Below are 18,796 nucleotides of genomic sequence, written 5' to 3'. Positions count from 1 at the left end.
TAATGGAACGATATTCTTTTAAAACTGCTTCTACACAGTGAAGCTTAAACTCATAAGTATATTTGTTTCTCTTTCTCATACAAATACCCTCAAGATGTGTCTAACTTTTTGGGGGCAGTGCATCAAGAGGGAACCTTTTCCGGTTCTATTTTTGTGGTTGTTGCCTGGAAACCATCACTGCTGTCGTTCAAAAAGGTTCCCACCATATTGGTCACCTTTTCCGGTTCCGTTTTCGGGGTTGGAACTTTGGTTGACTTCGAAACTACCTGCTGGTAGGTATAGCCAATCGCTCTTTTAAAATAGTCGGTGATGCCTCTGCTACCTGTCTTTATTTTCTTTTTCTCATCCTCCATGTCAATAGTTGTAATCTAGATTGTTATGCGTCCAAACTAGACGCTCTCTTAAATTTCCGACTTAGGATTGTGTTTTCAAAGTATTTAAGCAGGGCTTTGGTATAATCATACTGTTGTGTTATTCTCGTTGCAGTAGCCGCCCATTCCAGCTTTCATTATTTGATGCAGGCGTAGCCTTAACAACACATTTTTTAAAGGAAAGGAATAATCGTGAACAACTTCTTTATAATGGAAGTTAACTAAAACAGGAAAGGATTTTTAATACGGTTAAACCTGTTTTCCATTGTTTTGATGCATTTCAGGTGAAAATTTTGACAAGTTGTAATTTAATACCATTTTTGGTCGATAATGAAGTAAACCACTAACCTGTTTTATTGTATGAATATGAAGCTTATTGCAGTGATTTCTAATTGTGTTTGGGTGCTGGCCCTGATTCCTGCCGGTATGATGGCGATGATGTCGCCGATGATGTTTGATGCCCCTGGCTCCGAAAAAAACTCATTTCTTTGGGTGCTTTTATGGGCAACGATGTTATTACCTGTTTTAATCTTAATTACACAGATTATTGCCTGGATTAAGTTCTTTGGAGGTAATTATCCGCTATCTTTCAAAATAGGGCTCATTCCACTGATTGACGTAGCTGTTATCATTTACTTATTTATTGTATGGGGAAATAAATAGAGAAATTGAATTTTATAATCAATTTTTTGGTGAAATAGTGCTTATATAATAAAACTTTAAATATATCGTCCTTACGGGACTTAAAAGATTTAACTTCTGTTATTGACTACAGTTATATTATCCCTATGGGATATTTGAATGAGGATTTTAGTCACGTAGGGACGATATATCTGTAGAAAAATTAAGATATTCTGTGCTTAGTATCCCATAGGGATTATATATTAATAATTTCATCAAGATTTATAGTAGTAGTATATAAGTTGGCAAAAGAATATTTGATTCAACTCAATACCTCACGTAGCACCTGCAATGATTTTACCTCACCAAAATCTTCTACGTGTAGTTGATAGAATAAAATAATTACCTCTAATAAATGATTCCTTGCCCCTCTGCTCATGGGGAGGGGTGTCTGGTAGTCTGCTGCGATCAGATGATTCATTATGGTTTTGTAATCTGAATCAAACGGAATAAAAATATTGGCTTCTCTGAACTGCGTAAGAATCTCGTTGGCATCATGTGGTGAAAAACCCAGGAAGAAAGTAAATTTCAGCAAGAAAATCAGGTGGAAGTTTTCGAAATGTTGTTCGGTTTCATCTAAGAAAATAAGAGAATGATATAGGAACTCGAATAAGGCAGGATTTTCGCTGGTTTCTTTCAATGTTTTATTCAGTACCTCATCTAAAAATATCCCAATACTCGACTTATATACATCGTAAGGCAAAGTTTTAAACGGGTATGCCGATTTGATTTCAGAGATGCGATGAATCTCTTTTTTATCGTCGTGGTATAAAACCAAATCTAGTAGCGTAAGTGGCTGAAAAAGTGCGATTCTGTTTTTGCCCTTGCTGCTTCTTACGCCATTTTCTATATATGACTGCACCCCAAATTTTTCGGTATAAATTTTGGCAATAATAGACGTTTCTCGGTAACGAATATAATTAATGACTATTCCCCGGGTTTTGTGAAGCATGATATAGTAGAAAAATGAATAAAAGTAGCCATAAAGCATCAATAAAATGCCAGTATATGCTTATCAGCCTTAACTTCAACTGATTAGGTGGATTCACACTATAAACATAAGACTCTACATACTCCATACGCTTAAAGGCATCGTTGTTAGCTACTGCCAGAGCAATAATACCTCCTAAAGCATGCACGAGATGCAGACCTGATAAAATATAAATAAACATGCCTGCCGTATTATTACTCAAGGTGATTCCTTGCAGAATCATCTGGCGCCAACCCCAGGCCTGTAAAAGCATAAAAACAATTCCAAAAAATAAAGTCAGGCTGATATTAAGGCGATAACTACGGAATCTTTCTTCTCGGAAAGCCTTATTAGCCCAGTGTAGAGTTGAACTGCTTGTCAGAATAATAAAAGTGCTAGCCCAGAATACACCCGGTATTTTAAAGGTAATCTCCTGATTATTGAATTCTTTGGTAGCAAATACAAGAACAATGAAACAAAACAGCAGACTACTCCCGATAATGCCCAGATAAAGCATGAAGGAGAGAGGTTCACGGCGTTTTGTTAATTGGTTTAACATGTTCTTTGCAGTCTTATATCAGTTCAAATAACCTTGCCAGAGGGCAAAGTCAGGAAATTGTGTATTTATGTCTTTTTCTGCTTCAAAAATACCGTAAAGGGTAGAGCCCGAGCCTGTCATGGAGGCATAGAGTGCCCCTTGCTTGTATAGTATCTTTTTGATGTCCGCAATGGTCGGATATTTCCATAACAAATTTTCTTCGAAATCGTTTTTAACAAGCCCATCCCATTTATTTAATGGTAATTTTAATGCCTCTTTCAGAGAAACTTCAGCTTTTTTGGGTTTTACTCCGCCATAAGCTTCAGCCGTTGAAATATGAATAGCCGGGTTGATAAGTACGATGTATTTACCTTTTAAATTTAATGAAAATTCTTCAAATTCATCGCCTTTATTGAAACAAAAAACCGGACGATTTTCAATAAAAAAAGCGCAGTCTGAACCTAGCTGACGGGCATAATTCTGCAAATCGACCGTACTCAAACCTAAGTCAAAAATTTGGTTGAGAATTTTTAATGCAAAAGCACCATCGGACGAACCTCCGCCTAAGCCTGCCCCCATCGGTATTACCTTATGCAAATGAAAATGCGCGGCTTTATTGGCCATTTTAGGATGGCTATTGCGTAGGAGATGATAAGCCTTAATACAAAGATTATTGCTTTCATCACCGGGAATGGGTAAGCCTGAACTCTGAAACTGAAACTGCTGTGCAGGAACAATTTCTAAAGCATCACACCAGTTGACGGGATAAAAAACTGACTCAATATTGTGGAATCCATCAGGGCGTTTTTCTACAATATTCAGCCCTATATTTATTTTAGCGTTCGGGAAAGTAAGCATCTATTCTGATTATAAAAATTCAAAGGTAGTAACCGGGATTAAAATTACAGCAAGCTATTTTTTGTTTTTAGAAAAGTGTATATATTTCTTGAAAATTTACCCTTTAACTAAAGCTACAATATGAAAACTACCAAACTACTAGCCCTACTACTGGCTGCCACTTTTTTACTATCTAATTGCGGAGGTAAAAACGAGAATGAAGAAAAAGAAGAACCTAAAACTGCCGCCGATGCGATAGAAAATATCGCCAACCAAGCCGAAAAAATGGCAAACGACGGCCCTAAAGAAGTAATAGACGCCAAATTATTAAAGGAGCTACTGCCTGCCGATGCTGATGGACTACCACGTAAGGAAGTATCAAGCGAGAAAACAGGTGCGATGGGATTCCAGGTTGCTACTGCTAATGCCAGATATGGCGAGGGCGACAGCTCTATCGAAGTAAGCATTGTAGATGTGGCAGGTACAGGAGCTATTATGGGTATGGCTGCCTGGGCAATGGTAGATGTAGATAAGGAAAATGACTCTGGCTACGAAAAAACAACTACCTATAAAGACCACAAGGCATTTGAAAAATATAACAATGATAACAAAGACGGAGAATTGGCTGTGCTGCTGGCCAACCGCTTTGTTGTGAGTGTCAAAGGTAGCAATGTGTCTATGGCTAAAATCAAAGCTACCATTGATGATATTGATTTAGATAAACTGGATGATATGAAATAATTCTTATCGCTTCATACTTAACAGGTTAGCCAGCGTAGGCTGGCTGATTGAAAAATATTCTGTATTTTTGAGAACTTCTATCCCCATTCTGAGGTTTACTATTTACCTTAGTGTGAAATTTAGTTTTGTTGAATGTCGTCTCATCATATCGTAAGAGAAAAACAAGAACCTGCACTGATTATTGCCAATGGTGAAGCATGCAGTTTCGATTTATTGGGACAATTGTTGGAATGGAGCCCATTTGTTGTTGTCTTAGATCAGGCTATTCACAGGGTAATTGAATTGGGTATTAAGGTTGATGTGCTTTTAGGAGATTTTGATGGTAACATTAACTTAACAGAAATCGAAAAAAGCCAATATCCGATAGAGATTATTCATACACCAGACCAGGAAAAAACAGATCTGGATAAAGCCTTTGAAATGTTGATAAGTCGTGGCTTCCCTGCTGCCAATGTAGTATGGGCAACCGGTCGGAGATCTGACCATTCCATGACAAATATGACTAACATAATTCGTTACAAAAGTAAACTTCAGATCGTTTTAATAGACGATTATTCAGTAATATACCCCTTATTATCTACCCCAAACGTCTTTGAGAAGTGGTTTGCCAAAGGTACACCCATCTCATTAATACCAGTTGGTACTGTTACAGGTATACAAACAGAAAATTTGCTGTATAAGCTTGATAATGAATCACTTATACTTGGTTATCGGGCTGGAAGCAGCAATGAGGCCGCCGAAGACGGAATAGTCCGGATTTCTTATGAAGAAGGCGACCTTTTGTTGATGGAATGTCATGATTAAGGAGGACGTTTTCAATGTGGATAACTTTTTCAGAAGTTTTTCTCTTTTCTGAAAATTAAATATTTTACATTTGTTAACCAAAAGCCTTACTAACACTACGTAAATTTTTACTAAGAAAACCTATTAAAAGTTGTGCACAACTTTGTGGATAACTTTTTAATTTGATTTTTTCTACCTTCCTCAAGACTAACTGATTGATTATTAGGTCTTAACATTTTCTTAATATTAGACTTTTTTACTTTCGCTAAAATGGTATAGAAGTCAGGTTTTTTCAAGCCTTTAGAATTTGTTAATTTTACATACTCATCAAGAATATAAGCCAGTATTCGGGTATGAGTATAATATCAGAAATAGCAATAATACGACTGCTTATAACCCAAAAAAATTACCCAAATTGACTGGCGGTCACCCTAGAAAAAATTATGTATGTTGCTGTATTTTATAAGTTTATCCAGACCAAACGTGCTTGGTCATAAAAATATTTTTCGAATCCAAACCCCTTACTGACTGCCTTATGTATGTAATCAAACGAGATGGACGCCGCGAGTCGGTGAAATTCGACAAAATTACTGCTCGTATCGAGCGATTATGTTACGGCCTGGAGCCGGCATTTGTCCAACCCGTTGAAGTAGCCATGAAAGTCGTAGCTGGTATCTATGACGGGGTCAGTACCTCAGAGTTAGATAACCTTGCCGCGGAAACTGCCGCTTCGATGACGACAAAGCACCCTGACTATGCTATTTTAGCAGCCAGGATTGCTATTTCCAATCTTCACAAAAACACTTTGAAGTCTTTTTCAGGGACCATGAAAATGCTATATCAGTATGTGGATCCGAAAACTGCTCAAAATGCTTCATTAATTGCTAAAGATACCTGGAAAGTAATTCAGAAACATGCAGCCACGCTTGATTCTGCTATTATTTACGACAGAGACTTTGGTTACGACTACTTCGGTTATAAAACCTTAGAAAAATCGTACTTATTAAAATTAAATGGTAAAATCGTTGAACGCCCGCAACACATGCTGATGCGTGTGGCTGTAGGTATTCATGGCGATGACATTGACCGCGTTCTTGAAACGTATGAGTTACTTTCTGAACGTTGGTTTACACATGCTACACCTACATTATTTAATGCAGGTACACCAAAACCACAGCTTTCGTCGTGCTTCTTGCTGACGATGAAAGATGATAGTATTACAGGTATTTATGATACCTTGCGCCAAACCGCTCAGATTTCACAATCAGCTGGCGGTATCGGATTGGCAATCCATAATGTCCGTGCAACAGGTTCTTACATTAAAGGTACTAATGGTACTTCTAATGGTATTGTGCCGATGCTTCGTGTTTTCAACGATACTGCCCGTTATGTTGATCAGGGCGGCGGTAAACGCAAAGGTTCATTTGCCATCTATATTGAACCATGGCATGCTGACATTTTTGAATTTTTAGAGTTAAAGAAAAACCACGGAAAGGAAGAACTACGTGCTCGCGATTTATTCTACGCTCTCTGGATCTCTGACTTATTCATGAAACGCGTTGAGGCTAACGATACCTGGTCGTTGTTCTGCCCTAACGAAGCTCCGGGTTTGTCAGAATGTTATGGAGAAGAATTTGAAAGATTATACCAAAAATACGAGACTGAAGGTAAAGCTCGTAAAACAATCAAAGCTCAAGACCTTTGGTTTGCCATCATGGAGTCGCAGGTAGAAACAGGTACCCCTTACATGTTATACAAAGATGCGGCTAACCAGAAATCAAATCAGAAGAACCTAGGTACAATCAAATCTTCAAACCTGTGTACAGAAATCATTGAGTACACAGCGCCAGATGAAGTAGCTGTTTGTAACCTGGCCTCTATTGCATTACCAAAATATATTGTAAAAGATGCAAAAACAGGCTTTTTGAAATTTGACCATCAGAAATTGTATGAAGTTACGAAAGTAATTACCCGTAACTTGAATAAAGTAATTGATGTCAATTACTATCCTGTTCCTGAAGCAGAAAAAAGCAATCTTCGTCACCGCCCTATTGGTTTAGGTGTGCAAGGATTAGCCGATGCATTAATAGTATTAAGAATGCCTTTTGAATCTGATGAAGCCCGTCGATTGAACAAAGATATTTTTGAGACTATCTACTACGCTGCAATGGAAGCATCGATGGAAATGGCAGTAAAAGAAGGACCTTATGCTACATGGGAGGGCTCTCCGATTTCGCAAGGTATCTTCCAGTTCGACATGTGGGGTGTATCACCTGATTCAGGTCGTTGGAACTGGGAAGAGCTTCGTGAGAAAGTGAAGCAGAATGGTGTGCGTAACTCGCTTTTAGTGGCTCCGATGCCAACGGCATCAACCAGCCAGATATTAGGCAACAACGAATGTTTCGAACCATATACTTCAAATATCTATACTCGTCGTGTATTGTCGGGTGAGTTTGTAGTAGTAAACAAACATTTGTTGAAAGACTTAGTAAAAATTGGTCTCTGGAACGATACCATGAAAAACAAGTTGATTGCTGCCAATGGCTCGGTACAGGCTATTCCTGAAATCCCACAGAATTTGAAAGATATTTACAAAACTGCCTGGGAAATCAAGCAAAAAACTATTATTGATATGGCTGCTGACCGTGGCGCTTACATCTGCCAGAGTCAGTCTTTAAATATCTTTATGGAAAACGCTAATTTCGGTAAACTTACTTCGATGCACTTCTATGCATGGAAAGCAGGTTTGAAAACCGGTATGTATTACCTACGCACCAAAGCCGCTACTGATGCTGTGAAATTCACAGTAGACAGACAAGCGATTGCGGAAGTGGTACCGGCTGTTACAACCGTAGAGGAAAAACCATTAGATTATGCTAAATATGCCGAGGAACAAACGGCAAAAGCAGCATCCGCCGCAACTTTTAATAGTGATGACGAGTATCAATACGCCGCTATGCAATGCTCACTCGACGACCCAGAGGGTTGCGAGATGTGTGGCTCATAGGGATTCCGACTTTCTTTCTTTCTTAATCTTACCGAAAAAACCACCCCAAAAGGGTGGTTTTTGCTTTGATAGTTATTTATAGTATTTATCTCTAAACCACTTCTTTAAAGCCTTGTACTCTGCATTGTCTTTAGCCTTAAACCACGCTTCTTTAAATATCTGCGCTGCTTGCGCTTTTTCATTAGTTAAGGCATCGGTTTCTTGTGGCAAAATCTCATTATCCTTAAATTTACTACCGCTCGAATAAGGATATTCAACAGGTTCTTCTCTAATATTTTCTTGTGCATATTTTTGTCCACTGGCATGATTGGCATATCTTCTTGCACGTGTGAAACCCATCTGCAAGTATTTGCGAGCCATATCAGCCCCTACAAAATCTTTTTCTTTCAGGTATTTTTCGAATAGTTCATAAATGGCTTTGCTTGATTCTCTGGCTAGTTCTACGGTTTTGAATCGCCATAAGGGAAGTATTTCTGATTTATAGGGCTCTACCAGTAGAACCCCTTGTTCTCCAACACCAATCCGATAGAGTTCAGGGTTTTTCCGGAAATTAGTCGTTTTGAAATCTAAATTGTAGTTGAATTTATTCATAGTCTGAGGATTCTCTTGACTATGATAACCATGAATACGGTTGATTGTTTTAGGGGAAGTACAGGAAGAGATAGTTTAATTCTGTATTAATCCTCTTTATAAATATCATACTTACTAAAGGGAATTTTACCAAAGTTTTTTGTGGTAGTAATTTTCGTTTTTACTTTATCGGGGTCTGATGTATGCATACTTGTAGAGCCTTGTTTATACAAATACCAGATCTTGTCTGTAGCTGAATATTTAAAGGTGGTAATCAAACCCCATCGCCATGAACTCCCGCCATAATGTTCGATGGAAAAATAGCCATTCTTAATAACAATTTGGGTAAATGGGTCGCCCATCATACCGCCACAATCAACACAATACACGGCTTTATCATTTCTGGCAACAACCTTATAGGTATGAGAGGGCTGGCCGATTAATAGCAATAATGGCCTTAAAGTTGGATGTTCTGATACATCTGAGGTTTCCTTTTCATCAGGTTTATTGAGTACCAAAATGAGGCCATTATACTCATCACGATTCAAATCTCCTGAGGCCGAATCCAATAGGATATATCCTTTGGGTATGTATTTTGCTAATTCGGCAGAATCCATTCTTAGAGATATTTGCTTTACTGTTGCAGTCGGTCTAGCTGTATTAGTTAGCGTTTGACCTTTTAGCTGATAAGGACAGCAACTCATAATGAAGCCCAATAGAACTACTATTCTAAACATATAACAGATTATTTTAACACAATATAGTTGAATAATTGCCCGGTCTGTATTTGTATAACAAGTTTTTTATTAAATAGGAACCCAATACGTATATATTAACCTTCGCTGTTGACAAACAGATTAAAATCGTTGAACACGCTCTATGAAACTCTTAAAAGTATTGCTTCTTGCTTGTATTGCTTTCTCTGCATTCTCACAAAAAAACTATGTCAAAGGCTATATTATCTTAAAAAATCAAACTGATACACTCAAGGGTTTGATTGATGACTAGGATTGGGTAATAAATCCAACCAGTATCACTTTTATGGATTTTAATAATCGTGAACAGTCGTATGGCATTAAAGATCTAAGCTCTTTTGGCATAACAGACAAAGAGAGCTATTTAATTGGAAGAACAGATTTGGATATTACCCCCTTTGAAACAAATAAATTAGTAAAAGACCGTAATCAGATGATTGTTAAAGATACTTTACAGGCATTTTTGGTTTTATTGAAAGCAGATTATAGCCTGCTTTATTTGAAAGATGCTACAGATAAAGAGCATTTCTTTTATAAAGATGGTCAAAAGATAATTGAACTAACTAATCATAAGTTTTTGCAGCAAAGAGGAGAGAAATTATTTGAGTTTAATAATAAACTGTATCAGAAGCAGTTAGAAATGCTCTTTAATCAATGTGGTAAAAAAATACCTACTAATAATCTGACGTATGAGATTATGCCATTAACGGATAAGTTTATTGAATTTAGCGAGTGTATTGGCTGTACTTATACCTGTTATGTGAAGAAAAAAGAAGATAAAAGTGTTTTTACTTTAGGTGTGATGGTAGGTGCTGCCACAGACGGAAATTTTTTCTCACATAAAGATTATTTTGATTATAGTTATTTTGAAACAAAGACGACTGTACCCAATATGTTGTTTGGCGTAAGCGCTTCTTTTTCTCCCAAAAGAAATCTGAATCGGAATATTCTTGGATTTGAGGTTTTCTTCAATAAAGAAAATGTCAGGGATAAGGCAAGTAATTTTTCAAAGAGTATTAATTATCTGAACTTTGTTCCGCTTTATAGACGCCAATTTGTTAATCAAAAGGCGATCAAACCCTTTGTAGGAGCTGGTATTATTGTTAAATATTTAATTTCTTATCCTGATAAAGATATCTTTACAGGCGACCGGTTGAATTTATATCTAATGGGCGAAGGAGGAATTAAATGGAATAACCTACTGCTCTCGGCACGTATAAAAGTGAAACCTAAAGAGAACAAAGAAGACACTTCCATTCTGTATAAAGATGTAGCAGAGATAGTAGATGTAATAAGGTATCAGAGAGTTAACTTTCAATTCAGCCTAACGTACTTATTATTTAATTCTGGTAGAAAGGCTAGGTAGGAGAGGCGGTTTAACTACCTCAATCCAAAATCGTATCGCTCGTGCACAACCCTTTTCAGAATACCCAATTGTCCGCAATGCCACATGGTGTGTTTGATGTTCCAGTCGATGGCTTCGAATTTGGTCTTGGCGATAGGGTGGGGCATGGGTGTAGGAACTAAAGGCTTTTCAAGGTCATCAAGGCTCAAAGCTTGTATGATACTGATTGATTTCTGCTCCATCAGTTTTAAATGTTTTTTCAAATCTTCAGGTTTTGTTTTGCCGACTGATTGTTGAGCAGAGGTATTATGAAATAGCTGGGAATAATCTTTCATCGGCATCTGTTGTAGAATATCTATCTGATGCCCTACTGTTACCATAATGGTATGATAATAATAACTCACAATCAGATGTCCTACCTGCCAGCTTACACTTGATTCCACCACTTCTGGAATAATATCCCAATTCTCTTCCGGGATAGAAGATACAAGTTTGTTTACCCAATCATAGGCGCTTTCGGTTTGCTTCACCAGCAATTCAATCTGATTCATAGTATGGTTGATTTGTTTGTTATGTGCAAACTTATCAAACTATAGAAGAATATTCGTTGACCTAGGTCAATAAAGGATTACCACTGATTTTTTTTCTGATACGGCTGATAGTTTCAGGTTTTACATGCAGATAAGAAGCAAGCATATATTGTGGGATACGTTGGGCGAGATCGGGTCTTTGAGCAATCATTTTTTCGTAGCGTTCCTGAGCAGACTCAAGTAATAAAGATTTGATTTTGTCATGTGCGCGTAGGAATAATTTCTCATTCATCATCCGGTTCATTTTCTGAATAAATGCGTGTTGACTACCCAATTTCTCCAGGCTTTCTCTGGTAATGATATGCGCGACGCAAGGTTCAAGCGTCCGGATTTCTTTCTGTGAAGGCAAGTGTGTAAGGAAGCTGTAGTAATTGGTAATAAAGCCATTTTCAAAACCAAATTCATCAATTATCTCTTCGCCATCTTTGTTATACGCGCATACCATGAGCCCTTTTTCTATCAAACCCACTACATGGCATACTTCTCCTTCGGCAATAAAGATTTCATTTTTCTTTAGCTCTTTCTTCCTGAACTCAGCCAGAAAAATATCTGCCTCATCTGCACTAATATCAAATAATGATTGGAGTTGTTTCTTGAGCTTTTCCACACAATGGCAGGTTTGTTGCTTTTTAAGAGCCAAAGCTAAAAAATCTGCCTGGTATATACAAAGGCTAAAGTACTCGGTCTACTTTATTAGATAAGCATACAAGCAGTGCCTTAATCTTTAACCGCACCTGTAACACATTGAAATAGCGACTGGCCTAAACCTCCCCAGACAGTGCCCCAGAACGATTTTTCAGGTACGCGTGTAAGATTCACATTACCTGTTACAAGCTTACCACTCTTGCGTGGGTTAGAGTCTTTCAATATCAGATTATTGACTATAAAAGTAGGAAGCGGTTTACGCTTGAATATCCCGAATAATCTTTTTCTAGGCTTCTCTTTTTGCTCTTCCAGATTTTTGTCAACTACTTTCAAAAGCGTAGCTTTAAGGTTTTCGTAATAGAGTGTTCCTGTTCCTGTTACCCGATTATCGTCGCCTTTTAGTTTAAATACATATTTATTTACCTGCAGCGACTGTAAACTTACTTTAGCCAGTGCAATCGTAATCTTATTAATAGAAGTTCCTTCAAAATTACCTAATTGCCCTTCTACAGTAAAGTCACCTTTTGGCGATGGAGTATTAAAAGCAAAATACACATCCAAATTCCCCTTATTCATAAAATAGGTATGAAATTGTGCTTTACAGATAGGGTTTTTCAGCAGGGGCAGGCTATCATTAGTAGCATTGAATATTTTACCGGTAATTCTGTCAAAACTGATAAAGCCTGTGAGTTTAGCTTCAGGGTCAAATTCAGAATAAGTCACTCGTACATTGCTTATATTGATGGTATTGATGTTAAGTTTTAAGTCGATTTTTTTGAGTAGCTGATGCGGATATTCACCTACTTTATTACGCTTCATGCGTGGGTAACGTTTATCATTAAAAACTTTTACGAAGCCTCCGCCAACATTCATTGTATGGGCATAAAGTTTATTATCAGGGAAGAGCATTTCAGGTTGAATGTCTTTGATGATAATATTCTGAAATAATACTTCTGCCCTGTCTCGTCCACCAGACATTTTGGCAAAATTCATCACATCGGCTCGTGGCTTAAGATGGTATTCATCTACTTTTAACTGTCTGTTTCTCAACGAGAAAACGATATTTCTGAAAAGATTATCATTCAGCTGATTCTTGTCTGGCAAGGCAATATTTTTAATCATGAAAGTATAGTCATCGGCATAATAGATTTTCTGCTTCGATTTATCAGACAATGAGTCAAGTAATACATTGGTAATTTCAATATTCAGATTCTGAATAACATTCTTTTTGGGCTTCTTAAACTCCAGGTTTTCGTAAGTAAAATCAACATCATTTAATAAAACCCGATCAATCTGCAATGATTTAACAAACTTTGAAATAAGTTGGTAAGGAGTCTTTCTTTCAACTGAATCGATGGTCTTGTTATAAGGCTGACTTTTATGCAAAACAGTAATTGTAGGCTTATCAATGTTTACTGTACCCATATCCAGAATCTTGGTAAAAATAACAGATAATGGATACACACCAGTAAACTTTACAGTGGGTACATGAATTTTGAGTAAATCGTCAGGAGCTTTTTTTACATCATGTAATCTTTGGTAAATAAGTGTATCTGGCAGGAAATTGACATCAGAAATGACAATATTGCCTAAGGTTGGATTATAAGTAATATCTGAAAAAGAAATACGATATAAGTGATTGGTGGCTTTTTGCACACCTTTTTCGATACGGCTGGTTACAATGGGTTTTAGAAAGAAGAAACCAACGATGGTCAGTATAATAAGAAGAATTAAGATACTGCTTATTATACCGATTGTAATTTTTTGCCATCGATGTCTGATTTTCATGGTGGTTGTGCAGTTTATAGAAATGTGCCATACCCAACAGGTATGGCACACGAATTTTTTAGTCTTGTGAAAGTACCAGAGCGCTGTAGGGCCCTACAGATATTTCGCCCATAATTGTTTCGTTGTCAGTGATTGTATCAACTTCTGCACATTCGGTATGGGTAAAGTCTTTTTCGTATATTTTAGCATCTCCGTTAAAGCGCACCAACCATTTGCCCTCAGATGGGAATCTGACAGGATAGTTGAGAATGGCTTCATGCGAGAAATTCATTATCACTACAGTTGTATCTTTAGGCCCTCCCTGATGCCATCTTTGGAAAGCAATCAGTTTCCTTTCATGGTCAAGTGCCAGCAATTCAGTATGTTGACCCATCAGTCCGGCTGAAACACCTGTCAGATTTCTGCGCAGATGAATCATGTCTTTATACATATTTGAGATACCTGAAAGTTTTTTCAAACGCCCCCAGTCCAGCGGATCAGTGTCCTGAAACCAGCTATCTTCCTGAATGGTCTGGCCCTGGAAAATCATAGGTATTCCCGGTGAAGTTAGCACCATAACAGCCCCTAAAGTGGCTTTTTTGCGTGCATACCAGCCTGTGGCATTACCCGGTTCTACTTCTTCGGCTACTCTTGCTTTGCCATTAGCTACTTCATCGTGAGATTCGGTGAATACCACACGACGCATGGCATCGTCGCTGTATCGTTTAAATAAGGCTCCAGAAATCAGATTCATATCTACGTATTCGTCAGAGGCCTGTGTAAGTACGTTACGAAGTGGATGTACAAAATCGGCATCCCATTGAGAGCCGTAGCCAAGCCCACCACCCTGTACACTGTCGGTAATGAAGTTATGACCGTGCATATCTTCTGCCACCACCAAAGCATTTGGGAAACGTTCTTTGATTTCGCCATTGATCCATCGAATCATATTTAAACCCTCCTGCAAATCATTGGCAGGGTTACCGTCGGCATGTACATTTCTGATGTATGGCACCATATCCATGCGCAGACCGTCTACCTTATAGTCTTCCAGCCACATCATGGCATTGTCTTTAATGTAGCGACCTACTTCCGGACGTTCATAGTCAGGGCGGGTATCTCCCCAAGGCGTTGTTGAGCGCCAGTCGTTATAAAAATATATACCTCCTTTGCCGTTTTCGCTCCAGCCGTCAAACTGCCACAAATCAAGATCAGATGGGCCAAAATGGTTATAAACTACGTCTAATATAACGGCTATACCTAATTTATGAGCAGCTTTAATAAAATCTTTGAATGCCACCGGGCCACCGTATCCGCTTTCAATCGCATACGGGTGAGCAGGGTTATAACCCCACGAAAGACCTCCCGCAAATTCAAATGGAGGCATAATTTCGACTGCATTAATACCTAAACCTTTTAAGTAAGGCAATTTCTTGATAGCATCATGAAAAGTCCCTACCTCATCAGGTTTAGAACGATTAAAAGTGCCTATATGCATTTCATATATTACCAGTTCATTCCACGATGGCATCTGAAAAGTAACATTTTCCCAATCATAGGCTTTGGGATTATATACGACAGAGTTACCAACCGAATTGGTTACTTGTCGGGCGTAGGGATCATTTTTGTAAAGATTTAAATCACCATTTTTAATAAAAAATTTGTATTGGTCGCCCTCTTTAGCATTTTCAATATTTACACCCCAACAACCACCCTCGCTGGCAATCAATGGGTTCGCGCCCTCATTCCAGTCATTAAAGTCACCAACTACCGATACATAGTCTGCATGTGGTGCCCATACTCTAAAAAAAACTCCGTGTTGATGGGGGGTAGCTCCCATGCCATTGATGTAAATTTCGGTCTGTTTTTCTACATTTCTCATATTATAGCAGATGTTTATGTCTATCTTTATATTAAAAATCTATGCCATCAGCGAATCAGGATTCCTGGGAAAAAAAGTCTACATGAATCCGCTCAATCATTGCTTATTTTTAAGAATTCATTAATTTTGGATGTATGAAATATTCCCCATTTATTAAACAACTAAGTAACCTGGCATATCAAACGTGACTAAAAAAGAGCCCTTTTCCGCTTTTGATTTTTATAAATGGCTATTCTCTTTCATAAGACCGAAAGGAAGAGTTTTTTTCTTAGTAAGCGGGCTGTTTTTTCTAACGTATCTGAGTTTTGCTCAAACCCGACCAAGACCCGAAATCAATCTGGATGAGTTTATTCAAAGAATTTTCCCTTTGCAGCAGGAAAACATCAATTACGAAGACCTATACGAAAATCTCTATCAGCTATATCAGAATCCAATTGATCTAAATACAGCTACTTACGAAGAACTCTCTGCTTTATACGTCCTTTCGGTTTCACAGATTAAAAACCTGCTAGCTCATCGGGCGCAGTATGGCGATTTGCTGAGTATTTATGAGTTGCAGGCTGTAGCTGGCTTCGATTTGCCTACAATTCATCAATTATTACCCTTTGTTGAGGTCAGGCAAAAGTTTAGTACGAAGACATTTGCTAATAATATAGCTAATGCCAGCGACCATTATCTGATTTTAAGGAGTAGTCAGACCTTAGAAAAAAGCAAAGGTTATATAGAGAATAAATATCTTGGGTCTCCACAACAATTATATGCGCGTTATCGATTGAGTAGCGCAAGAAATTTCCAGATAGGCTTAACAGCCGAAAAAGATGCAGGTGAGAAAAATTATCTTGATTTTTATAGCTTTCACCTGCAATTACAGAATAAGAGTAATCTGAAAAACCTTGTGTTAGGAGATTATCAGGTACAATTCGGACAGGGCTTGGTTTTAGGTGCGGGATTCTTTTTAGGTAAGGGCAGCGAGGCCGTTACCACTATCAGACGGAGCAATATGGGTATCCGGCCTTATAGTTCACTATTAGAGGGAGGGTATTTCAGAGGTGCTGCAGCTACGTATCAACTTAAGAAAATTGATTTCACAGCCTTTTATTCTTATACTAAACGAGATGCGAGTATTGATGAAGCAGATAGTGAGCAGGAAGAATATTTCAGTTCTATTCTGAACTCTGGCTATCATAGAACTGAAATGGAATTGGCCCGTAAAAACCAGTTGACAGAACAGAATATAGGTGGTAATGCCACCTTCCACTTCAATAATGGGTATGTTGGAGCTACAATATTACATACTCAATTTGATGCGATACTGATGCGAAGACCCAGATTGTACAATAAATTTGAATTTACTGGTAAGCAGAATACAGTAGCCGGTACTAATTTTAGCTATACCTGGCAGAACTTCAATTTCTTTGGCGAAGCTGCCCGAAGCAGTAGCGGTGGGGTAGGGTTGACAGCTGGTTGGGTAGCTGCCCTAACTAAACAAATAGAATGGGCGATGCACTTGCGACATTATGATAAGAATTTTCATAGCTTCTATGGCAATGCTCTGGCTGAGGGAAGCAGAAATATTAATGAACAGGGCATTTATTGGGGCTTGAAATATTCGCCTAACAAAAACCTTACTTTCAGCGGCTTTTATGATAGATTCAGTTTCCCCTGGCTCAAATATCTGGTCGATGCTCCATCCCGTGGATTTGATTACTTATTAAGAGCCTCTTATCAGATTAATAAGAAAGCCTTATTATATGCCCAATATCATGCTGAACATAAAGGTAAAAACCTGCCTGATAATACCAATCCGACCAGTACAGTGGTAACTACTCTTCGGGAAAATACTCTGGCTAATTTTGATTATACTGTCAATCGTACCTTTAAACTGCAAAGCCGGATTCAGGTAAATACCTTTCAATACGAAGGACGAACCAAATCAGTTGGCTATGCAATTATGCAGGATGTGGAGGGCTCTATTAGAAAGCTTTATCTAAAAGGCCGGATTGCTTATTTTTCTACTGATGATTATGATTCCCGGATTTATGCCTTTGAGAATACTGTGCTTTATGCCGTCTCTTTTCCTGCCTATTATGGCAAAGGCACAAGGGTATATCTGATTGGCAGATATGCACTTAATAAACATCTGGATTTATGGCTACGCTACGCCCGTACCCAAATGAAAAATCAGGATAGTATTGGTAGCGGGAATGACCTGATTGAGGGCAATCATAAGTCGGATATTGACATGCAGGTGAGGTATAAGTTTTAAGATTTAATGCATCATAAAAGAATTTTACTTAATTTGCGTCAAAACTCATAGTAAACATCTCAATACGGCGGAATATGTCCACCAATCTTCTTCAAATCTACTCGTAAGAGTCAGGCTTCTTCAAGCTTCTTACGCTCGCTTATAAGCGAACGCTCCCTTTCTATTGTCTGAATTTTTTATTTGAAGAAAAACAATGAATCAACATATTCTGAGTGTTGTAGATAGCAACACGTCTTTGTTACAGTGCCCCATTTGTAATAAGGATTTTGAAGGGCATACTACACAACTGGTATGCAAAAACAAACATACATTTGATGTAGACCGTCATAATTATATTAACCTTTTTCATAAAGCAGTTAAGAGTCACTATCATAAAAACCTGTTTCAGGCACGTAGCCATCTGATAGAAAATGGCTTTTTTCAGGCCTTGGAGTCAGTAATTGTAAGACTATTAATGGAAGAATTAGAACGCAAAACTTCGTTAACGATTCTTGATGTGGGTTGTGGCGACGGGGCTTTATTTACCAATATACTCCTTTCGCTGAGGTGGGATAAAAGGCAGGTCAACAGCTTCGGGATTGATATTACCAAAGAGGGTATCCACTATGCCAGTAAACAAGACAGCCAAACAACGTGGCTAGTAAATGATCTGACTCACCTGCCTTTCAAAGACCAGTCTATAGATATAATTCTGAATACGCTTTCCCCCGCTAATTATCATGAATTCAAAAGGGTATTGAAACCTGATGGCATGATTATTAAGACCATACCGAATGCGCGTTATCTGGAAGAATTAGGCACATTGCAGAATAAACAACCTTATTCTGATACAAAAGTCATTAACCTTTTTGAAGAGCATATGATGTTGTGTAAACAAATGCAAGTGTCTGACAAAAAACATTTGATTGATGAAGAAAGAGCAGAAGTATTGCAAATGACACCCTTAGCCTGGGGAAATCAATTGACAGTAGAGAACATCAGACAAATGGACAATATCAACATTGATTTACAGATATTGGTAGGACAACCAAAATGAGGCATTTGTAGC

The 18,796-nt window shown here is 38.0% G+C and carries 17 protein-coding genes; 7 read left to right on the top strand and 10 right to left on the bottom strand.

Annotated elements, in window-relative coordinates; all coding sequences use genetic code 11:
• Positions 1-122: 122 nt before the first annotated feature.
• The gene (locus tag D0T08_RS18835; protein WP_116984230.1) at positions 123-353 is read right to left on the bottom strand and encodes a hypothetical protein; all 231 of its coding nucleotides are present in this window, start codon (positions 351-353) and stop codon (positions 123-125) included.
• A 378-nt stretch (positions 354-731) separates the two neighbouring features.
• Between D0T08_RS18835 and D0T08_RS18830 the strand changes: the two genes are divergently transcribed.
• Complete coding sequence (locus D0T08_RS18830) at positions 732-1,034, top strand: hypothetical protein (protein ID WP_116984229.1); 303 nt, start codon at positions 732-734, stop codon at positions 1,032-1,034.
• 280 nt (positions 1,035-1,314) lie between these two features.
• Here D0T08_RS18830 and recO read toward each other — a convergent pair whose 3' ends face one another.
• The 3 genes from recO to ispE are packed head-to-tail and all read right to left on the bottom strand — an operon-like array spanning position 1,315 to position 3,418.
• Entirely contained in the window at positions 1,315-2,004 is a 690-nt protein-coding gene (recO, locus tag D0T08_RS18825) for a DNA repair protein RecO (protein WP_116984228.1), read from the bottom strand.
• Positions 1,973-2,581, bottom strand: a complete 609-nt coding sequence (locus D0T08_RS18820; RefSeq protein ID WP_116984227.1) for a cytochrome c oxidase subunit 3 — start codon at positions 2,579-2,581, stop codon at positions 1,973-1,975. Before D0T08_RS18820 ends, recO begins: the two co-directional genes overlap by 32 nt.
• 18 nt (positions 2,582-2,599) lie before the next feature.
• Positions 2,600-3,418 carry a 4-(cytidine 5'-diphospho)-2-C-methyl-D-erythritol kinase gene (gene ispE / locus D0T08_RS18815; protein WP_116984226.1) on the bottom strand — a complete coding sequence of 273 codons (819 nt, stop codon included), beginning with the start codon at positions 3,416-3,418 and terminating at the stop codon, positions 2,600-2,602.
• 120 nt (positions 3,419-3,538) lie between these two features.
• On the opposite strand from ispE, the gene D0T08_RS18810 reads away from it, so the two are divergent.
• From D0T08_RS18810 to D0T08_RS18800, 3 genes are all read left to right on the top strand, one after another.
• Positions 3,539-4,138 carry a transposase gene (locus tag D0T08_RS18810; protein ID WP_116984225.1) on the top strand — a complete coding sequence of 200 codons (600 nt, stop codon included), beginning with the start codon at positions 3,539-3,541 and terminating at the stop codon, positions 4,136-4,138.
• A gap of 132 nt (positions 4,139-4,270) precedes the next feature.
• Positions 4,271-4,942, top strand: coding sequence for a thiamine diphosphokinase (locus D0T08_RS18805; protein ID WP_116984224.1), 672 nt, complete (start codon positions 4,271-4,273; stop codon positions 4,940-4,942).
• A 514-nt stretch (positions 4,943-5,456) separates the two neighbouring features.
• Entirely contained in the window at positions 5,457-7,928 is a 2,472-nt protein-coding gene (locus tag D0T08_RS18800; protein WP_116984223.1) for a ribonucleoside-diphosphate reductase subunit alpha, read from the top strand.
• Between the two features lie 72 nt (positions 7,929-8,000).
• Here the strand turns inward: D0T08_RS18800 and D0T08_RS18795 are convergent, their stop codons facing one another.
• A complete protein-coding gene (locus D0T08_RS18795) occupies positions 8,001-8,519 on the bottom strand; it encodes a DUF4385 domain-containing protein (RefSeq protein WP_116984222.1) in 519 nt (172 codons plus the stop codon).
• An 86-nt stretch (positions 8,520-8,605) separates the two neighbouring features.
• Positions 8,606-9,235, bottom strand: coding sequence for a hypothetical protein (locus D0T08_RS18790; RefSeq protein ID WP_147322815.1), 630 nt, complete (start codon positions 9,233-9,235; stop codon positions 8,606-8,608).
• Positions 9,236-9,539: 304 nt separating this feature from the next.
• Between D0T08_RS18790 and D0T08_RS18785 the strand changes: the two genes are divergently transcribed.
• Complete coding sequence (locus tag D0T08_RS18785) at positions 9,540-10,619, top strand: hypothetical protein (RefSeq protein WP_116984220.1); 1,080 nt, start codon at positions 9,540-9,542, stop codon at positions 10,617-10,619.
• Positions 10,620-10,633: 14 nt separating this feature from the next.
• Here the strand turns inward: D0T08_RS18785 and D0T08_RS18780 are convergent, their stop codons facing one another.
• The 4 genes from D0T08_RS18780 to D0T08_RS18765 all read right to left on the bottom strand — a co-directional run bounded on the left by D0T08_RS18780 (position 10,634) and on the right by D0T08_RS18765 (position 15,482).
• A complete protein-coding gene (locus tag D0T08_RS18780) occupies positions 10,634-11,149 on the bottom strand; it encodes a DinB family protein (RefSeq protein WP_116984219.1) in 516 nt (171 codons plus the stop codon).
• A 61-nt stretch (positions 11,150-11,210) separates the two neighbouring features.
• Positions 11,211-11,795 (bottom strand): Crp/Fnr family transcriptional regulator, encoded by a 585-nt coding sequence (locus D0T08_RS18775; RefSeq protein ID WP_158561307.1) that lies wholly within the window; start codon positions 11,793-11,795, stop codon positions 11,211-11,213.
• A 110-nt stretch (positions 11,796-11,905) separates the two neighbouring features.
• Positions 11,906-13,621, bottom strand: a complete 1,716-nt coding sequence (locus tag D0T08_RS18770; RefSeq protein WP_116984217.1) for a hypothetical protein — start codon at positions 13,619-13,621, stop codon at positions 11,906-11,908.
• 58 nt (positions 13,622-13,679) lie between these two features.
• Entirely contained in the window at positions 13,680-15,482 is a 1,803-nt protein-coding gene (locus D0T08_RS18765) for an alpha-amylase family glycosyl hydrolase (protein WP_116984216.1), read from the bottom strand.
• A 184-nt stretch (positions 15,483-15,666) separates the two neighbouring features.
• Between D0T08_RS18765 and D0T08_RS18760 the strand changes: the two genes are divergently transcribed.
• Positions 15,667-17,748, top strand: coding sequence for a helix-hairpin-helix domain-containing protein (locus D0T08_RS18760; protein ID WP_158561306.1), 2,082 nt, complete (start codon positions 15,667-15,669; stop codon positions 17,746-17,748).
• Between the two features lie 193 nt (positions 17,749-17,941).
• Positions 17,942-18,784 (top strand): methyltransferase domain-containing protein, encoded by an 843-nt coding sequence (locus D0T08_RS18755; protein ID WP_116984214.1) that lies wholly within the window; start codon positions 17,942-17,944, stop codon positions 18,782-18,784.
• Positions 18,785-18,796 lie beyond the last annotated feature (12 nt).

It is taken from the genome of Emticicia sp. C21 (assembly GCF_003418935.1).
Lineage (GTDB): Bacteria > Bacteroidota > Bacteroidia > Cytophagales > Spirosomataceae > Emticicia.
Note: the sequence above shows the minus strand (reverse complement) of the source record. Positions and strands in the feature narration are given on the sequence as shown.